Annotated in this window: 22 protein-coding genes; 13 read left to right on the top strand and 9 right to left on the bottom strand. The window is 57.3% G+C overall.

The genetic code is table 11. The features are described 5' to 3' along the window. Positions 1–40: 40 nt before the first annotated feature. The gene (locus tag I9182_RS11630; protein WP_209598531.1) at positions 41–526 is read right to left on the bottom strand and encodes a DUF3576 domain-containing protein; all 486 of its coding nucleotides are present in this window, start codon (positions 524–526) and stop codon (positions 41–43) included. A gap of 281 nt (positions 527–807) precedes the next feature. On the opposite strand from I9182_RS11630, the gene I9182_RS11625 reads away from it, so the two are divergent. Further along, positions 808–1,827: a porin gene (locus I9182_RS11625; RefSeq protein ID WP_209598349.1), complete on the top strand. Its 1,020-nt coding sequence runs from the start codon at positions 808–810 to the stop codon at positions 1,825–1,827. Positions 1,828–1,927: 100 nt separating this feature from the next. After that, the gene (locus I9182_RS11620; RefSeq protein ID WP_209598348.1) at positions 1,928–2,587 is read left to right on the top strand and encodes a YggS family pyridoxal phosphate-dependent enzyme; all 660 of its coding nucleotides are present in this window, start codon (positions 1,928–1,930) and stop codon (positions 2,585–2,587) included. Here I9182_RS11620 and I9182_RS11615 read toward each other — a convergent pair. Then, a complete protein-coding gene (locus I9182_RS11615) occupies positions 2,571–3,071 on the bottom strand; it encodes a L,D-transpeptidase family protein (RefSeq protein ID WP_209504979.1) in 501 nt (166 codons plus the stop codon). The genes I9182_RS11620 and I9182_RS11615 overlap by 17 nt on opposite strands. Then, positions 3,068–4,159, bottom strand: a complete 1,092-nt coding sequence (gene ribA / locus I9182_RS11610; protein ID WP_209504978.1) for a GTP cyclohydrolase II — start codon at positions 4,157–4,159, stop codon at positions 3,068–3,070. The genes I9182_RS11615 and ribA overlap by 4 nt, the downstream gene beginning before the upstream one ends. A gap of 162 nt (positions 4,160–4,321) precedes the next feature. Here ribA and I9182_RS11605 point away from each other — a divergent pair, with 162 nt between their 5' ends. The 6 genes from I9182_RS11605 to I9182_RS11580 all read left to right on the top strand — a co-directional run bounded on the left by I9182_RS11605 (position 4,322) and on the right by I9182_RS11580 (position 8,341). Next, entirely contained in the window at positions 4,322–5,008 is a 687-nt protein-coding gene (locus I9182_RS11605) for a response regulator transcription factor (RefSeq protein ID WP_171724917.1), read from the top strand. A 238-nt stretch (positions 5,009–5,246) separates the two neighbouring features. After that, entirely contained in the window at positions 5,247–5,639 is a 393-nt protein-coding gene (locus tag I9182_RS11600) for a GFA family protein (protein WP_209598347.1), read from the top strand. Between the two features lie 73 nt (positions 5,640–5,712). Then, on the top strand, positions 5,713–6,501 hold the full coding sequence (locus I9182_RS11595) for an exodeoxyribonuclease III (RefSeq protein ID WP_209598346.1): 789 nt from the start codon (positions 5,713–5,715) through the stop codon (positions 6,499–6,501). Between the two features lie 75 nt (positions 6,502–6,576). Beyond that, on the top strand, positions 6,577–7,491 hold the full coding sequence (gene trxA, locus I9182_RS11590) for a thioredoxin (RefSeq protein ID WP_209598345.1): 915 nt from the start codon (positions 6,577–6,579) through the stop codon (positions 7,489–7,491). Positions 7,492–7,517: 26 nt separating this feature from the next. Further along, positions 7,518–8,159, top strand: coding sequence for an LON peptidase substrate-binding domain-containing protein (locus I9182_RS11585; protein WP_209598344.1), 642 nt, complete (start codon positions 7,518–7,520; stop codon positions 8,157–8,159). Continuing rightward, positions 8,156–8,341 carry a Trm112 family protein gene (locus I9182_RS11580; RefSeq protein WP_209598343.1) on the top strand — a complete coding sequence of 62 codons (186 nt, stop codon included), beginning with the start codon at positions 8,156–8,158 and terminating at the stop codon, positions 8,339–8,341. Before I9182_RS11585 ends, I9182_RS11580 begins: the two co-directional genes overlap by 4 nt. Here I9182_RS11580 and I9182_RS11575 read toward each other — a convergent pair. Beyond that, positions 8,338–9,564, bottom strand: a complete 1,227-nt coding sequence (locus I9182_RS11575) for an FAD-dependent monooxygenase (protein WP_209598342.1) — start codon at positions 9,562–9,564, stop codon at positions 8,338–8,340. The two genes, I9182_RS11580 and I9182_RS11575, sit on opposite strands and share 4 nt — an antisense overlap. A gap of 88 nt (positions 9,565–9,652) precedes the next feature. Between I9182_RS11575 and I9182_RS11570 the strand changes: the two genes are divergently transcribed. The 4 genes from I9182_RS11570 (at position 9,653) to I9182_RS11555 (ending at position 15,846) form a co-directional block, all read left to right on the top strand. Beyond that, entirely contained in the window at positions 9,653–10,981 is a 1,329-nt protein-coding gene (locus I9182_RS11570; protein ID WP_209598341.1) for an amidase family protein, read from the top strand. Positions 10,982–11,089: 108 nt separating this feature from the next. After that, complete coding sequence (locus I9182_RS11565) at positions 11,090–12,271, top strand: aminotransferase class I/II-fold pyridoxal phosphate-dependent enzyme (protein ID WP_209598340.1); 1,182 nt, start codon at positions 11,090–11,092, stop codon at positions 12,269–12,271. A 14-nt stretch (positions 12,272–12,285) separates the two neighbouring features. Then, a complete protein-coding gene (locus I9182_RS11560) occupies positions 12,286–15,210 on the top strand; it encodes a DNA translocase FtsK (protein WP_209598339.1) in 2,925 nt (974 codons plus the stop codon). A gap of 39 nt (positions 15,211–15,249) precedes the next feature. After that, positions 15,250–15,846 carry an outer membrane lipoprotein carrier protein LolA gene (locus I9182_RS11555; protein WP_209504969.1) on the top strand — a complete coding sequence of 199 codons (597 nt, stop codon included), beginning with the start codon at positions 15,250–15,252 and terminating at the stop codon, positions 15,844–15,846. Positions 15,847–15,861: 15 nt separating this feature from the next. On the opposite strand, the gene I9182_RS11550 is transcribed toward I9182_RS11555, so the two are convergent. Both I9182_RS11550 and I9182_RS11545 read right to left on the bottom strand, forming a co-directional pair. Further along, on the bottom strand, positions 15,862–16,443 hold the full coding sequence (locus tag I9182_RS11550) for a lytic transglycosylase (RefSeq protein ID WP_209598338.1): 582 nt from the start codon (positions 16,441–16,443) through the stop codon (positions 15,862–15,864). A gap of 60 nt (positions 16,444–16,503) precedes the next feature. Next, positions 16,504–17,385 carry an AEC family transporter gene (locus I9182_RS11545; protein ID WP_209598337.1) on the bottom strand — a complete coding sequence of 294 codons (882 nt, stop codon included), beginning with the start codon at positions 17,383–17,385 and terminating at the stop codon, positions 16,504–16,506. Positions 17,386–17,465: 80 nt separating this feature from the next. On the opposite strand from I9182_RS11545, the gene hspQ reads away from it, so the two are divergent. Continuing rightward, positions 17,466–17,792, top strand: a complete 327-nt coding sequence (hspQ, locus tag I9182_RS11540; protein ID WP_209598336.1) for a heat shock protein HspQ — start codon at positions 17,466–17,468, stop codon at positions 17,790–17,792. Between the two features lie 35 nt (positions 17,793–17,827). Here the strand turns inward: hspQ and I9182_RS11535 are convergent, their stop codons facing one another. The 3 genes from I9182_RS11535 to I9182_RS11525 form a co-directional block, all read right to left on the bottom strand. Beyond that, positions 17,828–19,405 (bottom strand): gamma-glutamyltransferase family protein, encoded by a 1,578-nt coding sequence (locus tag I9182_RS11535; RefSeq protein ID WP_209598530.1) that lies wholly within the window; start codon positions 19,403–19,405, stop codon positions 17,828–17,830. Positions 19,406–19,621: 216 nt separating this feature from the next. Beyond that, positions 19,622–20,044: an ATP-binding protein gene (locus tag I9182_RS11530; RefSeq protein ID WP_245222614.1), complete on the bottom strand. Its 423-nt coding sequence runs from the start codon at positions 20,042–20,044 to the stop codon at positions 19,622–19,624. Positions 20,045–20,092: 48 nt separating this feature from the next. Then, positions 20,093–20,431 (bottom strand): STAS domain-containing protein, encoded by a 339-nt coding sequence (locus tag I9182_RS11525; protein WP_209504963.1) that lies wholly within the window; start codon positions 20,429–20,431, stop codon positions 20,093–20,095. Positions 20,432–20,459 lie beyond the last annotated feature (28 nt).

Here is a 20,459-nt window from a genome sequence, read left to right as displayed (position 1 = left end):
AGGAACCCGGCGTGGTAATATTGTGATTTTCGGCGGGTTGCTAGAACTTGTTGTCCGCTATGCGTAGCTGCCGGGCACGCGACAGAATCGCATCCTCGACTGCGCGGGAAGTTGCTGCACTTACCGGAGCTCCCCCACTCGATTGCAGCGCAACCGACAAAGAGCGCGCGGCAAGCGCCGGATCGCTGATGTGAACAGTTGCCCGGTAGGATCGGCCGCCGCCCGGAGGTGTGCCGTAACCCGTTACGATTACACCGGTAAACGGATCAACCTCTTGCACAGGCAGGAAACTCAGCACATCCAGAGAAGCCGCCCACAGATACCGGTTTACGTTTGTGGTCTGTTCGGCGGTACTGCGGTCGAAAATGTCCCAGATTGTTGTCCGCTCGGGATCATTCAGCTCCTGTTCGTCCGAATTGCCGCCAGCGAGGTTGGGGGAGTACGTTGTCGAAGTGTTTCGATTCTGCCCACATGCCGAAAGAGCGGCGGTCAGCAGGATCATTCCCAAAATCATCGGCAGGCGCATTGTAAACAGGTCCTGTTTCACTTGTTCTACAGTATTCAGGGGATACTCCTAGCCAAGGACCCCCGCTGCAACAAGTCCATTCTTCTGAAATGTAAGTGTATCAGCTGCATCAGGGCGAAAACTGACTGTGGCATCCTTGCACCAATTTGACCTCAATGACGCTCCCGCCTTTATGCCAAGCTTGCGCAAAGGGGGCAAAAAGAGCGAAACGGTGTCCGTGCTGAGACATATGCCGAGGCATGTGTCGAGTAGATAACTCTTTTGAAACCGAGGGAAACAAGATGAAAAAAGTTCTCTTCGCATCGACGGCGCTGATTGCGACCGCAGGCGTTGCAGCAGCTGAAGTTAACTTCAGCGGTTATGGCCGCTTTGGTATTGGCTACGTTGAAGATCGTAGCGGTACCGTTACAAACTTCGTAACCACAGGTACCACAACGACAACTGGTACTGCTGTTGTTCAAACTGACGACGCGATCCTGGTTTCGCGCTTCCGTCTGAACATCGACGGCATTGCAGAAACCGACGGTGGCGTTCGTTTCGAAGGCCGTGTTCGTCTGCAAGCTGACGAAAACAGCGGCAACGGTGAAGCAAACTCTGCCGGTCTGAACGGCGCACGTTTCTCGGTCATCTACGGTGGCCTGCGTGTTGACGCCGGTAACGTTGCAGGTGCCTTCGACAACCTGGCAAACTACTACGGCAACGAAGTAGGTCTGGAACTGTTCGCAGGTCAGTACTCGGGCGTTAACTACAGCTTCCTGGGTTACTCGTCGACCGGTTCGGGTTCGAACGCCGTGTTCTTCCAGTACTCGGTTGGTGACTTCTCGTTTGGCGCATCGTACGACCAAGCGACTGTAGCTCTGAACGGTGCACCTGTTGATGCTGACCGTTGGGACATCAGCGCAACCTACACCTTCAACAACATCACAGCCGCTCTGGCCTACGGCCAAACCGACCTTCCGGGTAATGTTGGTAGCGATCCGAGCCTGACCGTTCTGACCCTGGGTGGCGAATGGGGTGACTTCTCGGGTACTCTGTTTGTTGCAGACGACGCAACTCAAGTTGCTTCGACAGACGGTACCGCATGGGGTCTTTCGGCTGCCTACAACCTGGGTGCCGCAACCACCCTGCTGTTCACCTACGGTGACGGTAACGCGTCTGCTGATACCCAGCAGGTTGCTGTTGGTGCGATCTACGACCTGGGCGGCGGTGCATCGCTGCGCGGTGGTATCGGTGTCAACGACTGTGACAGCTGCACAGACTCGACGCTGGTTGCTGACTTCGGTGCTCAGTTCAACTTCTAAGCTGATCTGAACCGCAAGGTTTAAGGGCGGGTCTTCGGACTCGCCCTTTTCTTTTGCGCCGACTTGGTGTTTTCCTGCTCCAAAACAGGATGAGGGTCCCATGTCGTTGCAAGACATCGCCGCACGTATTGCCAAAGCCGAAGCCAGGTCGGACCGACCTGCAGGTTCGGTCAAACTGATTGCCGTGTCCAAAGTGCAGCCGAATGAAAGGGTGCAGGAGGTTCTTGAGCAGGGGCACAGATGTTTTGGCGAGAATCGCGTGCAGGAAGCAGCAAGCAAGTGGCCCGCGTTCAAAGAACAGTTCGAGGGTATTGATCTGCACCTCATTGGTCCGTTGCAGACCAACAAGGCCCGTCACGCAATGGAACTGTGCGATGCGATCCATTCGGTAGATCGACCCAAACTGGCCAAGACACTGGCACGTTTGGCACAGGAAATGGGAACCTGTCCGGATCTGTTCATTCAGGTCAACACTGGTGAGGAAGACCAAAAGGCCGGTATCCTTCCTGCGGGCGCGGATGGTTTCATAGCCGAGTGCAGGTCATTGGATCTGCCCGTGCGTGGATTGATGTGCATTCCTCCGGTCGATGAAGAGCCTGCTCTGCACTTTGCGCTGTTGGCAAAAATCGCAGCGCGCAACGGGCTTGACGGATTGTCTATGGGGATGAGTGACGATTTCGAACAGGCCATCGCCCTTGGCGCGACACATGTGCGCGTTGGCTCAGCTATCTTTGGCGAACGAATTAAACCTCGGGAATAATCAACCTTGTTCCGGGGGCAATGCGCTGTGATATCCAGTGTAGATGGTCCCGACGAAATGCAACGCAGCCTTCTGTTGGATAGCCGGGTCTGCGCCATTGGTGCAGAAATATCGCTGACCCTCTGCCCGGAACGGCGTCTGGCCAGTTCCAGTCGGTCAACAAAATCAGATCATATAATGGGTCGGCGCGGTGCAGCCTTTCGTGGCTGAATGCATAGGGTGCGCTGACCATGTGGTTGTATCTGCTTTCAGACACGTCGTCAGACCACAAGTCCCGTGGGCCAATGGCACAGGCCCATTTGCTGGGGGCGGCCAATCGGTCTGCCCGGTATAGCATCCCAACAATTCGATGATATCCGGTGGGGGTCGCCCCATCACCTTCGCGTTTTGCGTTGCTCAACCCGCCTTTGCCCACGGAACAGGGGAACACCCTGCCAAGAAACCGGATGCCGCGCGGGGTCAGAACAAGATCGCCTGGGGTCAAAGCAGATGGCCTGACTTCTTGGCCTTGGTTGCCAGGTATCCCCGGTTGTGAGAGGTTTCGCCAACTTTCAGAGGGACACGCTCGGTTACTGCGATACCTGTTCGCTCCATCATGGCGATCTTGGCCGGGTTGTTGGTCAGCAAGCGGACTGAGTTGAAACCCAGCGACTTCAATATGTCCGACCCAAGCCTAAAATCGCGCTCATCGTCCTCAAAACCCAGCCTGTGGTTCGCCTCAACGGTGTCAAAACCTTGATCCTGAAGGAAATAGGCGCGCATCTTGTTGGCCAGACCTATACCGCGCCCTTCCTGATTCAGATACAAAAGAACGCCTGCACCTTCTGCCCCCATCTGCTCCAGGGCGCCGCGCAGTTGCGGGCCGCAGTCACATTTCAGGCTTCCCATCAGATCGCCGGTGAAACAGGCAGAATGCAATCGGGCCAGCACAGGCTTATCGCGGTCCGGACGTCCGATCTCGACGGCGTAGTGTTCTTCACCGCCGTCTTCCGGGCGGAACACGTGTAACCGACCGGCTTCGGACACCTCCATCGGAAGGCGGGCCGCGACGACTTCGTGCAAAGTGCTGCGATCCGCCAGATGAGGCGTGGCGCGCGTGTGATCAATGCATGTCAGACCGTGGGACGCCGCAAATTCCCTGCCGTCCTCGACAGGTACCACGACCACAGCGGGAAGGATGCGCGCGGATTTGGCCAATGCAATTGCGATACGGTGCAGATTGGCATTGCCGTGACGCTCGGTCATCAACGGGCCCTTCATGGGCGCGTTCAGATCGTCGGAAGGATCGGCAACCGCCTGTACCCATGCGATATCTGCATCCGCCGGGATCGATACCCGTGCCAGATCCCCGTCGTATACCCGCGCTTTCAGGGTTTCAGCACGCCGCCCTGTTATGGCCACCACCGGATTTCCTAGTTTTTTCAGGTCGGCCAAACGCTGCGGGCTGAGGGTTTCGGCAGAAACCGCAAGCACGCTGAAGCCGCTGTCATCAGTCAGCGCAACGGGAACGCCCATGCGCAGATCTGCCCGGGCCCGGGCCAGAAGTTCCGTGATATCGGGGATGAGACTCATCAATGTTACCCTATAACGCTCAATCTTTCTCCTAGCTCTTTCGAAAGGAAATGTGAAACAATTCCGCGAACTCTGACACGAAGGCGTGAAACGGTTGCAGCAAATCTTGTTGATTGCATATTCCACACGCAAGTGATGGAAAAGCGTTTGGAGGACCGGGAAATGGCTCAACTCAAGAAAATCCTGCTGGTGGACGATGACGAGGATCTACGTGAGGCGCTCAGCGAGCAACTTGTCATGACCGAAGACTTTGACGTGTTCGAGGCGTCAGATGGTCACTCTGCCATGGAGCGCGCGCGCGAAGCGATCTATGACCTGGTCATTCTTGATGTGGGTCTGCCGGATACCGACGGGCGCGAACTGTGCCGCCTCATGCGCAAACAGGGTGTCAAAAGCCCGATCCTGATGCTGACCGGTCATGACAGCGATGCCGATACGATCCTGGGCCTTGATGCTGGCGCGAATGACTATGTTTCGAAACCATTCAAATTCCCGGTACTTCTGGCACGTATCCGTGCGCAGCTTCGCCAGCACGAACAATCGGAGGACGCAGTATTTGTACTTGGTCCCTATACGTTCAAACCGGCGATGAAGATGCTGATCACGGAAGAGGACAGAAAAATCCGCCTGACCGAGAAGGAAACCAACATCCTCAAATTCCTGTACCGCTCGACCGACGGCGTGGTGGCGCGGGACGTGCTGCTTCACGAAGTTTGGGGATATAATGCAGGTGTTACAACGCATACGCTGGAAACCCACATCTACCGCCTGCGACAGAAGATTGAGCCCGATCCGTCAAATGCGCGCCTTTTGGTCACAGAATCCGGTGGATATAGGCTGGTGTCTTAACTGGGTGTGGATTGACTTGGATCAAAGTGATACCCTGTACTCATAATTAGGTTACTCCCAACCCGCGCATGTCCGGGTTATGACATGCACCTCCCTGTTGGACTGCCGGGCCGAATGGCCCGGCTTTTTTCTTTTCTGAAGGGCGAGATCATGCGCCGCCTATACCGTCACAGGCGTTGCGAAACCCATTTTGTTCCTGTAATGTTCTATTTCTTGCGAAGGGTTGGAGGAGCGCGTGATGATCGAAGGAAGCTGTTTGTGCGGGGCGGTGAAGTTTAACCTGAAGTCTCAACCATCCGTGATGGGAACCTGCCATTGCTCAAGATGCAGAAAAGCCGGGGCCAGCACAGTCGTATTTGTCAAAAAAGAAGACTTGGTGTGGGTTCGGGGAAGGGAAAATGTAACGCTGCACCGGCCTGATCCGCCCTACAAATACGGCAGGTGTTTCTGCGGGAATTGTGGGACATCTTTGGGTGAAATCATTTCAGAAGCAGACAGTTTTCCAATTGCAGCAAATGCACTGGATACCGGGTTAGAGCAGAATGTTCAGTTTCACGAATTTGTTTCGGAAAAGCCGGACTGGTACGAGATTTGCGATGATGCCCCCCAAAATGAAAGCCACCCGTCCTAGATTTTCTTTTCTGATGGTACCCCATCCCCCACCGCGTTAACCTTCGCCAAATCGCGACAGAGGAATCCTCGCCATGCCCTTCACCCTTGCCACCTGGAACATTAACTCGGTCCGCCTGCGCGAGCCGATTGTGCTGAAACTGTTGCAGGAAGAAGCCCCCGACGTCCTGTGTTTGCAGGAATGCAAGTCACCGGTTGAAAAGATCCCGACCGAAGGGTTCTCGGCACTGGGCTATACCCACATGATTGCCCGTGGCCAGAAAGGATATAATGGCGTCGCGATCCTGTCCCGCTTGCCGATTGAGGAGGTGGGCGACAAGGATTTCGCAGATCTCGGCCACGCGCGCCACATAGCCGGGCGATTGGAGAATGGTGTCACGATCCACAACTTCTATGTCCCCGCTGGCGGTGATGTGCCTGATCGTGAAGTGAATGAGAAATTTGGCCAAAAGCTCGACTATCTGACGGACATGCGCGATTGGTTCCACACAGAAAAGCCGGAAGAATCCATCCTCGTCGGCGATCTGAACATTGCCCCGCGCGAAGATGACGTCTGGTCGCACAAACAATTGCTCAAGATCGTCTCGCACACTCCGATTGAAGTGGAACACCTGGCCGAGACCCAGGACGCAGGGGGTTGGGTCGATATCACCCGGCAGGATATTCCCGAAGGGCAGCTTTTTAGCTGGTGGTCCTACCGGGCCCGCGACTGGGATGCGGCAGACAAGGGTCGGCGGCTGGATCATGTCTGGGCCACGCCCGATATTTCGAACGCAGGCCATTCCAGTCGCATTCTGCGGGATGCGCGTGGGTGGGAAAAGCCCAGCGATCATGCGCCGGTCTTTGCGACTTTCGACATTTGAACTGAAACTCTGCCCTTGGTTTCTGCGACAAGCGATTGCATATAGGGCGCAAGTTCGAACGAAAGAGTGATTGCCATGGACATCCTGAACGGCGCAACCGCCCCAGCCACCGATCTGATCAAGGACGGGACCGAGGCCACTTTCATGGTCGATGTGATCGAAGCCTCGCAGGAAACGCCTGTTATTGTTGACTTCTGGGCACCCTGGTGCGGCCCGTGCAAGACGCTGGGCCCGATGCTGGAAGACGCTGTTACCGCCGCCAAAGGCGCGGTGAAGATGGTCAAGATCAACGTGGACGAGGCACAGATGATCGCCTCGCAAATGCGCATCCAGTCGATTCCAACGGTCTATGCGTTTTTTAAAGGGCAACCTGTGGACGGTTTTCAGGGCGCGCTGCCGGGGTCCGAGATCAAGGCTTTCGTGGACCGCGTGATCGAGGCGTCAGGTGGGGAAAGCCCGGGCGGCCAGTTGGATGACGCCGTAGTAGCCGCCGAAGAAATGCTGAGCGACGGCGCAGCGGCAGATGCTGCGCAGACTTTTGCCGCTATTCTTGGCGAAGACCCGAACCACGCGGCAGCATATGGCGGGCTGGTGCGGGCACATATCGCCATTGGCGATCTGGAGCATGCCGAGGCGATCCTGAACGGTGCACCGGCCGAAATATCCAACTCGGCCGAGGTCGAGGCTGCGCATGCGCAATTGCAGCTTGCCAAGCAAGCGGCTGATGCGGGTCCGGTGGCGGATCTGACAGCTGCCGTTGATGCTGATCCCAATAATCATCAGGCCCGGTTTGATCTGGCGCAGGCATTGCACGCGAACGGCGAAGTGGAAGAAGCCGTAGCGCAATTGCTGGAATTGTTTCGCCGGGATCGTGAGTGGGATGACGGGGCCGCCAAGACTCAGCTTTTCACGATCTTTGACGCGCTCAAGCCCAATGACCCGATCGTTCTGAACGGTCGTCGCAAACTCAGCTCGATGATATTTGCCTAATTGCTGATCAGAGCTAGAATTGGGACATGATGCATCCCGCTGATCTGCCGGACACCGTATCCGTTTTCCCCTTGCCCGGGGCGCTGTTGTTGCCCCGCTCGCGCTTGCCGCTTCACATCTTCGAGCCGCGCTATTTGCAGATGCTGGACGATGCGCTCAAGACCAAGGAACGGCTGATTGCGATGGTCCAGCCAAATCCTTCGGCCCATGATGAGAACAAACTGCACCGCATCGGATGCGTCGGGCGTGTGACCCAGTTTTCCGAAACGGAAGATGGTCGTTATCTGATCACGCTGACCGGTGTGTCCCGGTTCCGCGTGGTGTCAGAGTTGGACGCTTTCACGCCATACCGGCGATGCGAAGTCTCGTGGGACGGCTTTGACAGGGATCTGGGCACGGCCGAAAACGACGACAGATTCAACCGCACCAAGTTCCTGGCTTTGCTGGAACGCTTCTTTTCGTCCCGGCAATTGTCCACCGATTGGGATTCGCTGAAAGATGCCGAGGATGAATTGCTGGTGAACTCGCTGTCCATGTTGTTGGACTTCGATCCGGAAGATAAACAGGCCTTGTTAGAGGCCCCTTGCCTGCGCACACGGCGCGAGACGCTGATGACATTGATAGAATTCGCAATGCGAGGCGGATCGAATGAGGAAAAACTGCAATGACTGACCCTGAACACGCCTTTGATCGCCGTATGCTCGAAGCTCTGGTCTGCCCGCAGACGCAAACGACCCTGCGCTATGACGCCGAAAGGCAGGAGATTGTGTCACAGGCCGCTGGTCTGGCTTTTCCCATCCGCAACGGCATTCCGGTCATGTTGGTCGACGAGGCACGGCAGCTGGACTAAATTGGTTGCCCTTGCAGCAGCTTGGGCAAATCTCCGGTCAAACCGGCGGCTTCGCGCACGAAACCGCGCCGCAGCCCCGGCAGTGCGCCGACAATTCCCATACCAACGTCTCGCCCAATGCGCAGCAACGGGTTGTCGTTCGAGAACAGCTTGTTGAAGACATCCGTTGCCATCGCAAGAGCAGCGGTGTCGAACCTGCGCCATTCCTGATAGCGTTCCAAAACCAAAAGCGACCCGATGTCTTCGCCGCGCCGTCCTGCCAAGGTCAGAACCTCTGCCAACGCACCGACATCACGCAAACCGGCGTTCAAACCCTGACCGGCAATCGGGTGCATCCCGTGGGCGGCATCCCCGACCAGTGCCAGACGATCAGCGATAAAGGAATTGGCGATGGTCAGGTTCAAAGGATAGGTGAAACGATCTCCGGCCAGATGGATGTCACCGAGGAAAGCCCCGAACCGCGGGCGTAGCACTTGCAGATAGGCGTCCTCGGGCAGGGCGTTGATCTGCTGCGCGGCCTCGGTGCGTTCGCTCCATACGATGGAACTGCGATTGCCGGTCAGCGGCAGAATCGCCAAGGGACCCGGCGGCATGAAGAACTGATGGGCAATGCCGTGATGCGGCAATTCATGTTCAATGGCGCAGACAAGTGCGGTCTGGCCATAATCCCAACCGGTGCGCTTGATACCTGCGCGGTGCGCGGTGCCGCTGCGGCGACCGTCACACCCGACCAGCAGGCTGCTGTTCACCGTCGAACCATCGTCCAGCGTTACGGTCACTCCGGTAGTGTCGGCCTTTTGCGACACAACAGTCTTGCCACTCAGCTGAGTGATGCGGGGATCATCGGCCATTGCATCCAGAAAGGCGCGGCGCAGGTGACGGTCTTCGACCATATACCCCATCGGGCCTTCTTCTATTTCGGCATGGTCGAAATGCATGAAAAACGGTGACGGGCCTGTACCGGCGTGGCCGTCTGTGACCTTGATCTCCAGCATCGGTTGGGCGTGTTCCGCAACGCGGTCCCAAACACCGATGGCAGCCAGCAAGCGCTGTGACGCCAAGGCCAGCGCATAGGCTCGCCCGTCGAACGCCGCATTCTTGCGGATCTTCTCTTCCAGCGCATCAATCACTGTGACCGAATGTCCGGTTTGTGCCAGAGCCAATGCCAAAGCCGGGCCGTTCAACCCGCCGCCCACGATCAGAATGTCAGATGCCTGTGTCATGCCCTGCACTATGCGCGCCCTTTCGGGATTGTCCATGTGCAGTCCTGTCGCTACCGTTCTTTCAAGCCAAAAAGCAGGAGGGGGCGGGATGCAGGATTGGTTGACCATGACGGCGTGTGACTTGGGCCGTGGCATTGGGATGGGTCAGATCGATCCGGTTGAATTGACCGAAACCTACCTGTCCGCAATAGACGCCCATCCGCACCGCGACCGCATCTATGCCCGCGTCACCCATGACCGCGCCCGCGCCGAGGCTGAAGCCGCGCAGCAACGCGCGAAAATGGGATTGCGGCGATCGTTGCTGGATGGGGTTCCGATCAGCTGGAAAGACCTGTTCGACACCGCTGGTACCGCGACCGAGGCCGGATCGGCGCTTCTGAAAGACCGTGTGCCGGATGCGGATGCGCTTGTGGTGCGCAACGCAACGCAGATGGGAACGGTCTGTCTGGGTAAGACGCATATGAGCGAGCTGGCCTTTTCCGGCCTTGGATTGAACCCGATCACCGAAACGCCCCCTTGTATCCATGATGAAACGGCGGTGCCGGGTGGGTCTTCATCCGGCGCGGGCGCGTCGGTTGCCTGGGGGCTGGCGGCCTGCGGGATCGGTTCCGATACCGGCGGTTCGGTGCGAATTCCAGCGGCATGGAATGATCTGGTGGGGTTGAAAACCACGGCCGGGCGGCTGAGCCTTGAAGGTGTGGTGCCGCTCTGTCTGCGGTTTGACACTGTTGGGCCACTGGCGCGATCTGTTGAAGATGCAGCACATATGCTGGCCTTGTTGGAAGGCGGGGCACCTGCGGACCTGAGGGGTGCTTCGCTGAAAGGCCGTCGCTTTGCCGATTTGCAGAACATTGCCAAGGACGACCTGCGCGATGCACCGCGAAAAGCTTATGACGAGGCCATCGAGAAACTTGCAGATGCAGGCGCTGAGATTGTTCCCTTGGACGTGCCCGAGCTGAACGAGGCGATGCCACTGTCCAGCGTCGTCTACACGACCGAGGCCTATGGGTTGTGGCGCGATGTGATCGAGGCCAACCCAGGGGCAATGTATCCCGAAATCCTGGAACGGTTTCGCATTGGTAAGGGCTATTCCGGCACCGATTATGTCGCGGCCTGGGCCAAGCTCAAGGCGTGCCGCAGTGCCTGGGATGCGGCAACTGCCGGGTTCGATGCGGTTCTGGCACCTACAGCACCGATTTTGCCGCCCAATCTGGACCGGTTGATGACCGATCACGACTATTACGTGACAGAAAACCTGCTGGCCCTTCGCAATACGCGGATCGGCAACCTGATGGGGCTTGCAGCGCTGACCCTGCCCACCGGAACGCCCAGTTGCGGGCTGATGATGATGGGGTATCCGAACTCGGAAGAGGCCCTGTTGCGGTTGGGGTCAGCGGCGGAATCGGCATTGGCCTGAATGCCACAATCCACTGATTCGGAACCTCTTTGTCTGGACGAAGAGGTATGCGGACTGTAATCTGCCAAAAAAACGGGGCGCAAACGACCCCGATATTGAGGCAGTAACATGGATTTTCCCGAGCGGTTTTCGAACCTACCGGAATATGCATTCCCGCGTTTGCGCGCCCTGTTGGATCACCATCAACCGGGCGGTGACGTCGTTCATATGACGATTGGCGCGCCGACGCATGATTTTCCGGCTTGGGTGACGGATGTCATCATGGAAAATGCTGCCGGGTTTCAGGGCTATCCGCCGAACGAAGGCTCGGAAGACCTGCGCGGCGCAATCACGGGCTGGATTAAGCGGCGCTACGGGGTCGAAATGGACCCTGACGTCAACGTCATGGCGCTGAACGGCACACGTGAGGGGCTGTATAATGCGGCCATGGCGCTGTGCCCGGAACAGAAGAATGGCAAACAACCGATCATCCTGTGCCCGAACCCGTTTTATCAGGTCTACATGGTCGCGTCGATTTCGGTGGGTGCGCAACCTTATTTTGTCCCTGCAACTGCCGCGACTGGTCATCTGCCGGATTATTCCGGCCTGTCCAAAGATGTGCTGAACCAAACAGCGGCGGCTTATATCTGTTCCCCGGCCAACCCGCAGGGCGCGGTTGCATCGCGCGACTACTGGGCTGACCTGATCCGTCTGGCCGAGGCTTATGATTTCCGCATCTTCGCCGACGAATGCTATTCCGAGATTTACCGTGAACAAGCCCCGACGGGGGTTCTGACTGTCGCGCAGGAACTAGGGGCTGATCCCGAACGGATCACGCTGTTTAACTCCCTGTCAAAACGCTCGAACCTGGCTGGTTTGCGCTCGGGCCTGATTGCCGGTGGACCAAAGTCCATCAGCCAGGTGAAAAAGCTGCGCACCTATGCCGGATCCCCACTGCCTTTGCCCTTGCAGGCTGCTGCGGCCCGTGTCTGGGCGGATGAGACACATGTCGAGCAAAACCGCGCGCTCTATCAGGAGAAATACGCCATAGCGGATAAGGTGTTTGCGGGCGTGCAGGGCTACATGTCGCCCGAGGCCGGGTTCTTTCTGTGGTTGCCGGTCGAGAATGGCGAGGACGCGGCATTGAAGGTTTGGAAGGAAACCGGGGTTCGGGTTCTTCCGGGCGCATATCTTTCACAAGGTGATCCGGGAAATAACCCGGGCGAAGGCTTTATCCGGGTTGCATTGGTAGCCCCAAAAACAGAGTTGCAGCGTGGTTTGATCACACTCCGCGACTGCATCTATACGTGAGGTACGAGGGCAAAATGGCATCATATAACGCGCGAAACCGCGACCCATTGCTGGACAGCACAACACAGGCAGCCCTGGAGCGACGCAGTAAGGAACTGATCGGTATTGCGCTGATCCTGTTGGGCTTGGCCGCGGCTGCGATGATATGGTCCTATACGCCCGATGATCCTAATTGGATGGTTTCGACCGACGCGCCGGTGCAGAACTGGATGGGACGGGTCGGCGCGTCTATTGCAGCCCCCTTGTTCATGATCGTGGGCTGGGGAAGCTGGGGCATCGCGCTTGTTCTGGTTGGATGGGGTCTGCGTTTTGCTGGCCATTTCGGTGAAGACCGGGCCATTGCCCGCCTGATCTTTGCCCCGATCTGGATCGCTGTAGCCTCGGTCTATGCCGCTACCCTTGTTCCCGGTGCCGAGTGGCGTGCAACGCATAGCTACGGTTTGGGCGGTTTGTTCGGCGACACGGTCATGGGCGCGTTGCTGACGCTGTTGCCGATCTCCTCGCATTTTCTGGTCAAGCTGATGTCGCTGGCCATGGCCGTCGGGATGACCACGCTGGGTGTTTTTGTGCTGGGCTTCACCAAGGCCGACGTGAAACGCGGCTTCCGCGCCTTCCTACTGGGTCTTGTTATGTCTTATGACATGCTGATGACGCTGATGGGGCGTGGTGCGGCCTCGGCCGCGCAAGCCGCGCGGGATCGCCGGGCGCAGTGGGAAGAACGCAAGCTTGCCCGCGCTGAAGCGGCTGAGGCGATGTTTGACGACGAACTGGTCTATGCCGATCCTGTTTTTGAAGAACCTGAATTGGGACGTCCTGAACCTCCGGTCAAATCAGGCCTGTTGGCGCGAATGCCGTCACTTATCCGGCGCCCCGATCCAATGCCCGAGCCTGAGTTGGTGGATCCTGAACCGATCGCGGGCTTTGACGACATGCCCGGCGAAGATCGCATCCGCTCCAAAATCTCGGCCGCCGTGCGAAATCGCAAGGTAGCCGTAGGCGAAATGACACCCGAGCCGGATCCCAACCTACCGTTGACCAAGGGTCGTGGACGCGGTCCCGATCCGCTGATCCTGAACCAGCATACCTCGTCCGAACTGCCACCCGAACCGCCGATGACGGCGTATGGTCTGCGCCCCGAGCCGCAGGTGTCCGCTGGTGACACACCAGAGGCGCAAGAACCCGCTGTGTTCGGTTATGAGGCCGGGACAGAACAATACGAATACGCATCCGAATTGGATATCGATGATGAGTCGGTTTTCGAGGATGTCACTGACGCCGCGCCGCAGCAGCGCCCCGCGATGAAAATCCCGGTAGCTGAACCGCGCAAGCCTGTGGTGGCGCAGCCCGTGCGTCGGACACCGTTGCCGTCTCGTCGTGCGCAGGCCGAAGCGCAACCGGCATTGTCCTTCGAGGAACGGCACTCTGACTTCGAACTGCCGCCTCTGGGCTTGTTGTCCAACCCCGCCAGTATCCAACGCCATCACCTGAGCGATGAGGCCTTGGAAGAAAATGCACGGATGCTGGAAAACGTTCTGGACGATTACGGCGTCAAGGGTGAAATCGTCAGCGTACGCCCCGGCCCGGTCGTGACCATGTACGAGCTGGAGCCCGCTCCGGGCCTCAAGGCGAGCCGTGTGATCGGTTTGGCAGACGATATTGCCCGCTCGATGTCGGCGCTGTCGGCGCGGGTTTCGACCCTGCCGGGGCGTTCGGTGATCGGTATCGAATTGCCCAACGAAAACCGCGAGATGGTCGTGCTGCGGGAAATCCTGGCCAGCCGCGATTTCGGCGATGGCAATCAGGCGCTGCCGCTGGCGCTGGGCAAGGATATCGGCGGTGAATCCGTTGTGGCGAACTTGGCCAAGATGCCTCACCTGCTTATCGCCGGGACTACGGGTTCGGGTAAGTCGGTGGCGATCAACACGATGATCCTGTCGCTGCTTTACAAGCTGACGCCGGATGAATGCCGTCTGATCATGATCGACCCGAAGATGTTGGAACTGTCCGTTTACGATGGCATCCCGCATCTGCTGTCACCCGTTGTGACCGATCCAAAGAAGGCGGTTGTCGCCCTGAAATGGGTCGTGGGCGAAATGGAAGACCGCTATCGCAAGATGTCCAAGATGGGCGTCCGCAACATCGCGGGCTACAATGGCCGTGTGAAGGATGCGCTGGCCAAAGGCGAGATGTTCAGCCGCACGGTGCAGACCGGGTTTGACGATGAAACCGGTGAACCAACGTTCGAGACGGAACAATTCGCGCCCGAAGCGATGCCCTATATCGTCGTCATCGTCGATGAGATGGCCGATCTGATGATGGTCGCGGGCAAGGAAATCGAAGCCTGTATCCAGCGTCTGGCGCAAATGGCACGGGCCTCGGGCATTCACCTGATCATGGCCACACAGCGCCCCTCGGTTGACGTGATTACCGGCACAATCAAGGCCAACTTCCCTACGCGGATTTCGTTCCAAGTGACGTCGAAAGTCGACAGCCGCACCATTCTGGGCGAGATGGGCGCCGAACAACTGCTGGGGCAGGGCGACATGCTTTACATGGCCGGTGGCGCCAAAATCACCCGTTGCCACGGACCGTTTGTGTCGGATGAAGAGGTAGAGGAGATCGTCAACCACCTCAAACAATACGGTCCGCCCGATTACGTGGGCAGCGTTCTGGATGGCCCGGCCGAGGACAAGGTCGACAACATTGACGCCGTTCTGGGGCTGAATACTGGCGGCAACACGAACGGAGAGGACGCGCTGTACGATCAGGCGGTGGCAATTGTGATCAAGGATCGCAAATGCTCGACCTCTTATATTCAGCGAAAACTCGCCATCGGGTACAACAAGGCGGCGCGTCTTGTTGAGCAAATGGAAGACGAAGGTGTTGTTTCGTCAGCAAATCATGTCGGGAAACGCGAAATCCTCGTTCCCGAGCAATAGGATATTTAATAACAAGGGCAGACAGCCTATCTGTACAGCATGAAACAGATTGCTTTTGCCCTTGCTTTGACACTGGCCGCACCCGCCGCATGGGCGGCGGAAAAACTGCCGCTTTCGCAGATCTCCAATTACCTGAACGGATTGAAAACGGTTCAGACAACGTTCACGCAGGTGAACGATGATGGCTCGTTGAGCACCGGACAGCTGTGGATGCAGCGCCCGGGCAAGATGCGGTTCGAATATGACCCGCCCAACAGCGCTGTGGTGCTGGCGCGATCAGGCAGTGTTCAGATCTTCGATCCGAAATCGAACCAGCCACCCGAGCAATACCCGCTGAAGCGCACGCCTCTATCCATTGTGCTGGCACGCAACGTGAATCTTGATCAGGCCAATATGGTTGTCGGCCACAGCTTTGACGGCACGGCCACAGTGGTCACCGCGCAAGACCCCAAGAACCCTGAAGCAGGCCGGATTGAACTGATGTTCACCGATAATCCGGTTGAGCTGCGCAAATGGGTGATCCATGACAACGCCGGCAGCCAGACCACCGTTCTTTTGGGTGCGTTGACCGAAAGCAATGGTCTTGATCAGGGTCTTTTCTCGAACAAGGAAAGACGCGGGTCAGTCAATCGCTGACCCGCTTTTTGCTGGTCAATACCGGCAGTTCGCCAACTGTGCCTGATACAGTTGCGCGCGCGCGTCCACGTCATTGGCCACGCTCAACAACCACGACTTGCTGTTGTGGGTGCCGCGAGCGTACCCCGTGTGACCTTCGTGATAGGCCAGGTATTGATTGCGTGTGTCGCCGGGGTGGATGCCGTTGCGCTCATAGCTTTTGTTCATATACCAGCCGATGAAGTCCGAGGCATCGCGGATGCGATCCCGCTTGGCCCGGCGCTTGCCGGTTTCGCGCTGATATTGATCCCATGTGCCGTCCAGTGCCTGGCTGAACCCATAGGCGCTGCTTTGCCGCCCCATCGGGATCACGCCCAGCACGTAACGGTGCGGGGTGCGCGCATCGTGGCGATACCGGCTTTCCTGATAAATCGTGGCCATCTGAACGTGAACCGGAACACCCCATTTCTGCTCGGTGCTTTTGAAAGCCTTGATAAAATCGGGTCGTTCGCGAGCAATGCTGCACGCGTCGTTCAGTTTGCTGGGCGGTTGTTTTGACCCGCCGCCACAGGATGCCAAAAGCAGCACCCCGAAGAGTACGATAAGAATTCTGCTCATGTGCCTCATGCCTTTTTTGTTTATTCTAGCGCAGATTGAGCTCTGAGGAAATCACAATCGCTATAAAACAATGGCAAGAATTACGGGTAACGCCGCCACGGACAGCACAGTGGACACCATGACCATGCCGGCAACGGCATCGGAATCGGCTTCAAATCGCTCTGCCAACAAATATGAGGTCACAGCGACTGGTGTACAAATCTGCAATACCAGAACGCCAAAGGCGACTGTGTCGAGATCAAATAACACCCCAATCCCCCAGCCCAACGCAAAGCAGACGATAAGTTTCAGGACTGACAACCAGAGCGCTTGCCCCAGACTGCGCGAGGTCAGGCGGGCGATTGCCACACCGACCGTGACCAACATCAGCGGAACAGCCATTTGCCCCAAAAGCTCTAACGTGTTGGTCAGAAATGTCGGAGTTTGCCACCCTTGCCACAAAAACATCGCACCCAGAATGGACGCCCAGGCCATCGGCTGGCGTAAGACCTGTCCCCATGCGCCTTTTCCGGCGACCAGATAGATCCCATAGGTGAAAGAAAACAGCGCAGTTACAGACAGAAAGATGACTGCGTAACCCAAGCCAATCTGCCCGAACGCAAAGATACATAGCGGCAGGCCAAGGTTGCCGGTATTGCCGAATATCAGCGGTGACAGGTACGTGCGCTGATCCAGTTTCAATCCGCGAACCAGCAACCAGAACACCCCTGCCAGCAGAAGATTTGCGACCAGGGTCGCCGATGTGAAACGCGACAAGTCTCCGCCCGGAATGTCGGTTTGCATGAGTGCAACAAAGATTAGACTGGGCATTGCCAGCGTTGTTGCAAAGCGTGTCACGAATTGCAGCCGGTATTCGAACCCCAGTTTGACCCACGTAAAGCCAATGGCCGCCAAGAGAAAAACCGGGGCCACGATTTCGAACACTGTCAATATTAGGTTCACAGACTGTTTCCCTGAATTTCACATCAATGATTGGCATTTCGGGCCAAAAACCGTTAGTAAATGCGGTGGGGGCCGAAACAATGTTAAAGACACGCGCGAAATACGGATTGGGCCAGGTGGTCCGTCACAAGAAACACCCTTTTCGAGGGGTGATTTTTGACGTGGACCCAGAGTTTTCGAACACAGAAGAATGGTATCAGGCCATTCCGGAAGACAGCCGTCCACGGAAAGAACAGCCGTTCTACCACCTGTTGGCAGAGAACGACCAATCCTTCTATGTTGCTTATGTTTCAGAACAAAATCTGGTTGCAGACTATTCCGGAGAGCCGGTCGAGCACCCGGATATCTCCAACATGTTCGGCCCGTTCGAAGACGGTGCTTACCCTCTGCATTTCCAACTGAACTAGGTTTGGCGAACCGGTCGGCATTGTACTGCCGCTGATCAGTATCCAAGGGCGCACCCATCCTTGCGCGGGTCGCTGGCGCCTTCCAAAACACCGTCTTTTCGGATTCGGATCGCTTGCGCTCCACCGAGCGGTGTTTCTGGAATTTCAATATTGTGGCCAATTTCAGACAATTGTTTCACCACTTCTTCAGAATAGCCCCGCTCCAGTTTCAGGATATTTCCATCGAAAAAGGCTCGCGGCGCGTTGATGCTTTCCTGTAGCTCCAGCCCAAAGTCCCTAAGGTTCGAAACGAACCGCGCGTGCCCGGTCGGTTGATAAGCACCGCCCATGACGCCGAATGGCATCGTGACACGGTCATTTTCGGTCAACATCCCCGGTATGATCGTGTGCATCGGGCGCTTGCAGCCAGCCAGTTCATTGGGGTGACCCGGTTGAAGCGTGAACCCCGCCCCCCTGTTCTGAAGCAGAATGCCGTATTTCTCGGACGCGATCCCTGATCCAAAGCCATGAAAGATCGAATAGATTAGCGACACAGCCATAAGATCGCGGTCGACCACTGTAATATAGACCGTGTCCTTGTGAACGGCTTCCGTCAAAGGTGCTGCTGCGGGCATTGCGCATTTTGGGTCAATCAGTGCCGCCAGCCTGACCGCAACATCCATATCAAGAAACCGCTCGGCCCGTGCGACATGATCGGGATCCGCAATGAACCGGTTCCGCGCGTCATAAGCCAGCTTGGTGGCTTCAGCCTCGATATGAACTCGTTCTGCTCCAAATGGATCCATACTGGCCAAGTCGAACTGTTTTAGAATGTTCAGTAACAGGATCGCGGTTGCGCCTTGGCCGTTTGGGGGGTGTTCGACCAGATCAACACCCTTGTAGGCCCCGCGCATGGGCTGCGTTTCAGTGCACCTGGTGCGGTGGAAGTCCTCGGCGGTATGGACACCTCCGAGTGCGGACAGGGCCTGGATCATATCCTCGGCAATGTCTCCTGAATAAAAAGCGTCGCGTCCCTGGCTGGCGATCCTGCGCAGGACCTCAGCCTGACCGGGGGCGCAAAAAATCTGCCCGATTGTGGGTATCTGTCCGTTGATCAGATAATGATCACGCGCAGCGCCCTGTAATGTGGCCGCCCCCGTTTTCCAGTCAAATGCAACCCGAGGGGCCACCGGAACGCCAGCATCGGCATAGTGAATTGCGGGTTCCAGAATCGCACCCAGCCCCAAACGCCCTTCGGTTTCTGCAAGGTGACAGAAGGCGTCCACGGCACCGGGAACAGTCACCGCGTCCGGGCCGTTCAACGGTACAGATGACAGGCCCTTGTCCCGCAAGGGCTCCGCCTGTGCGGCGGCCGGTGCGCGACCCGAACCGTTCAATGCGTGTATTCGGTTTTCGCCCGCACGGCTGAACAAAACGAAACAATCACCCCCTAACCCTGTCATCTGCGGTTCGCAGATCCCAAGCAGAACTGCACCTGCTATCGCGGCGTCCATGGCGTTGCCGCCGCGCTCAAGAGTATCGATTGCCACCTTTGCGGCCAGCGGGTGCGACGTTGCGCACATCCCCCGCGTCGCAAAAACTTCCGACCGGCCAGGTTTGTGCAGATCACGCATGGTGGGTACTTTCTCCTTCAAACAAGGGAAAGCTATTCTCTGATTGCCGGTTGTCCAGTCATTTCAAGGGGGGGAGATCCTCGGCGCCGTTCACTGGGTGGGGGCTGTGATAATTGGCGCCGAGGGAAGCTATCTGAGCTACGAGTCACTGTATGGCGGCGATTTGCGGCGCGACAATGTTTCGAAAAAGGCGTTATTGTGGCCAATTTCGGCGGGTTACCCATCTTCTTCAAAGTTAAATCGCAAGGAAAGCCGATTGCACCCGTCGCGGCGTTCATAGCAAATGTCGCTGGTGAGTTGATGAATCAGGAACCAGCCGAACCCGCCTTCGGGCAAATCCCGAATGCGGGTTCCCAGTGGCGCTGGTGTTCCGTCTGGTGGTTCGTAGCCAGGCAATGGATGGCCCGTGTCCGAAATCAGAATATCCAGGCGGTTTCTGTCCAACCGGCATGTGACCTGAACCCCGGCCGGGGCCACGTCCATGTAGGCATGTTCCACAACGTTGTTGATTGCTTCTGCCAGTGCGATCTTGACGTCGTCCGCCTTGTGCGGCGGCAACCCTCGTTTCGCCAATCCGGCGCTGAGTTTCGCAATCCCCGCACTGGCTTCTGTTTCCGTTGCGGGAAAGCTCAGTTCCAAGCAGGTCGCGTTACAAATGGGCTCCACGTTGTCGCACTCCTGCTGTTGTCACCTGTCTGGTTCCGACAGGGCGTCATCCAGTGTTGCAAACAAGTTGAAGACGGTATCCATGCGCGTCAGGCGAAAGACCTTTTCCACCACGGGCTGCGGGCCTGCCAGATCGAGTTTTCGGTTCAGACCCAGTTGTTTCATGGAGGCCACGATTGCACCCAGTCCGCTTGAATCGATGAACTCGACGCCTGACAGGTCCAGAACAACCCGATCGGCGCAGGCCTCGGTTTCTGCGCGCATGTCTTCTTTGAACTGAATTGCCATCGCAGCGTCGATCCGGTCAGAGTGAACCGTGATAATCTGTGTCGTACCGTCTGATGTGCTGGTCAGCCCCATGGTCCGGCCGCCCTCCAATCTGAAAATG

This window comes from Ruegeria sp. HKCCSP351 (assembly GCF_017872535.1).
Lineage (GTDB): Bacteria > Pseudomonadota > Alphaproteobacteria > Rhodobacterales > Rhodobacteraceae > Ruegeria.
This window is presented reverse-complemented; position numbering and strand designations above follow the sequence as displayed.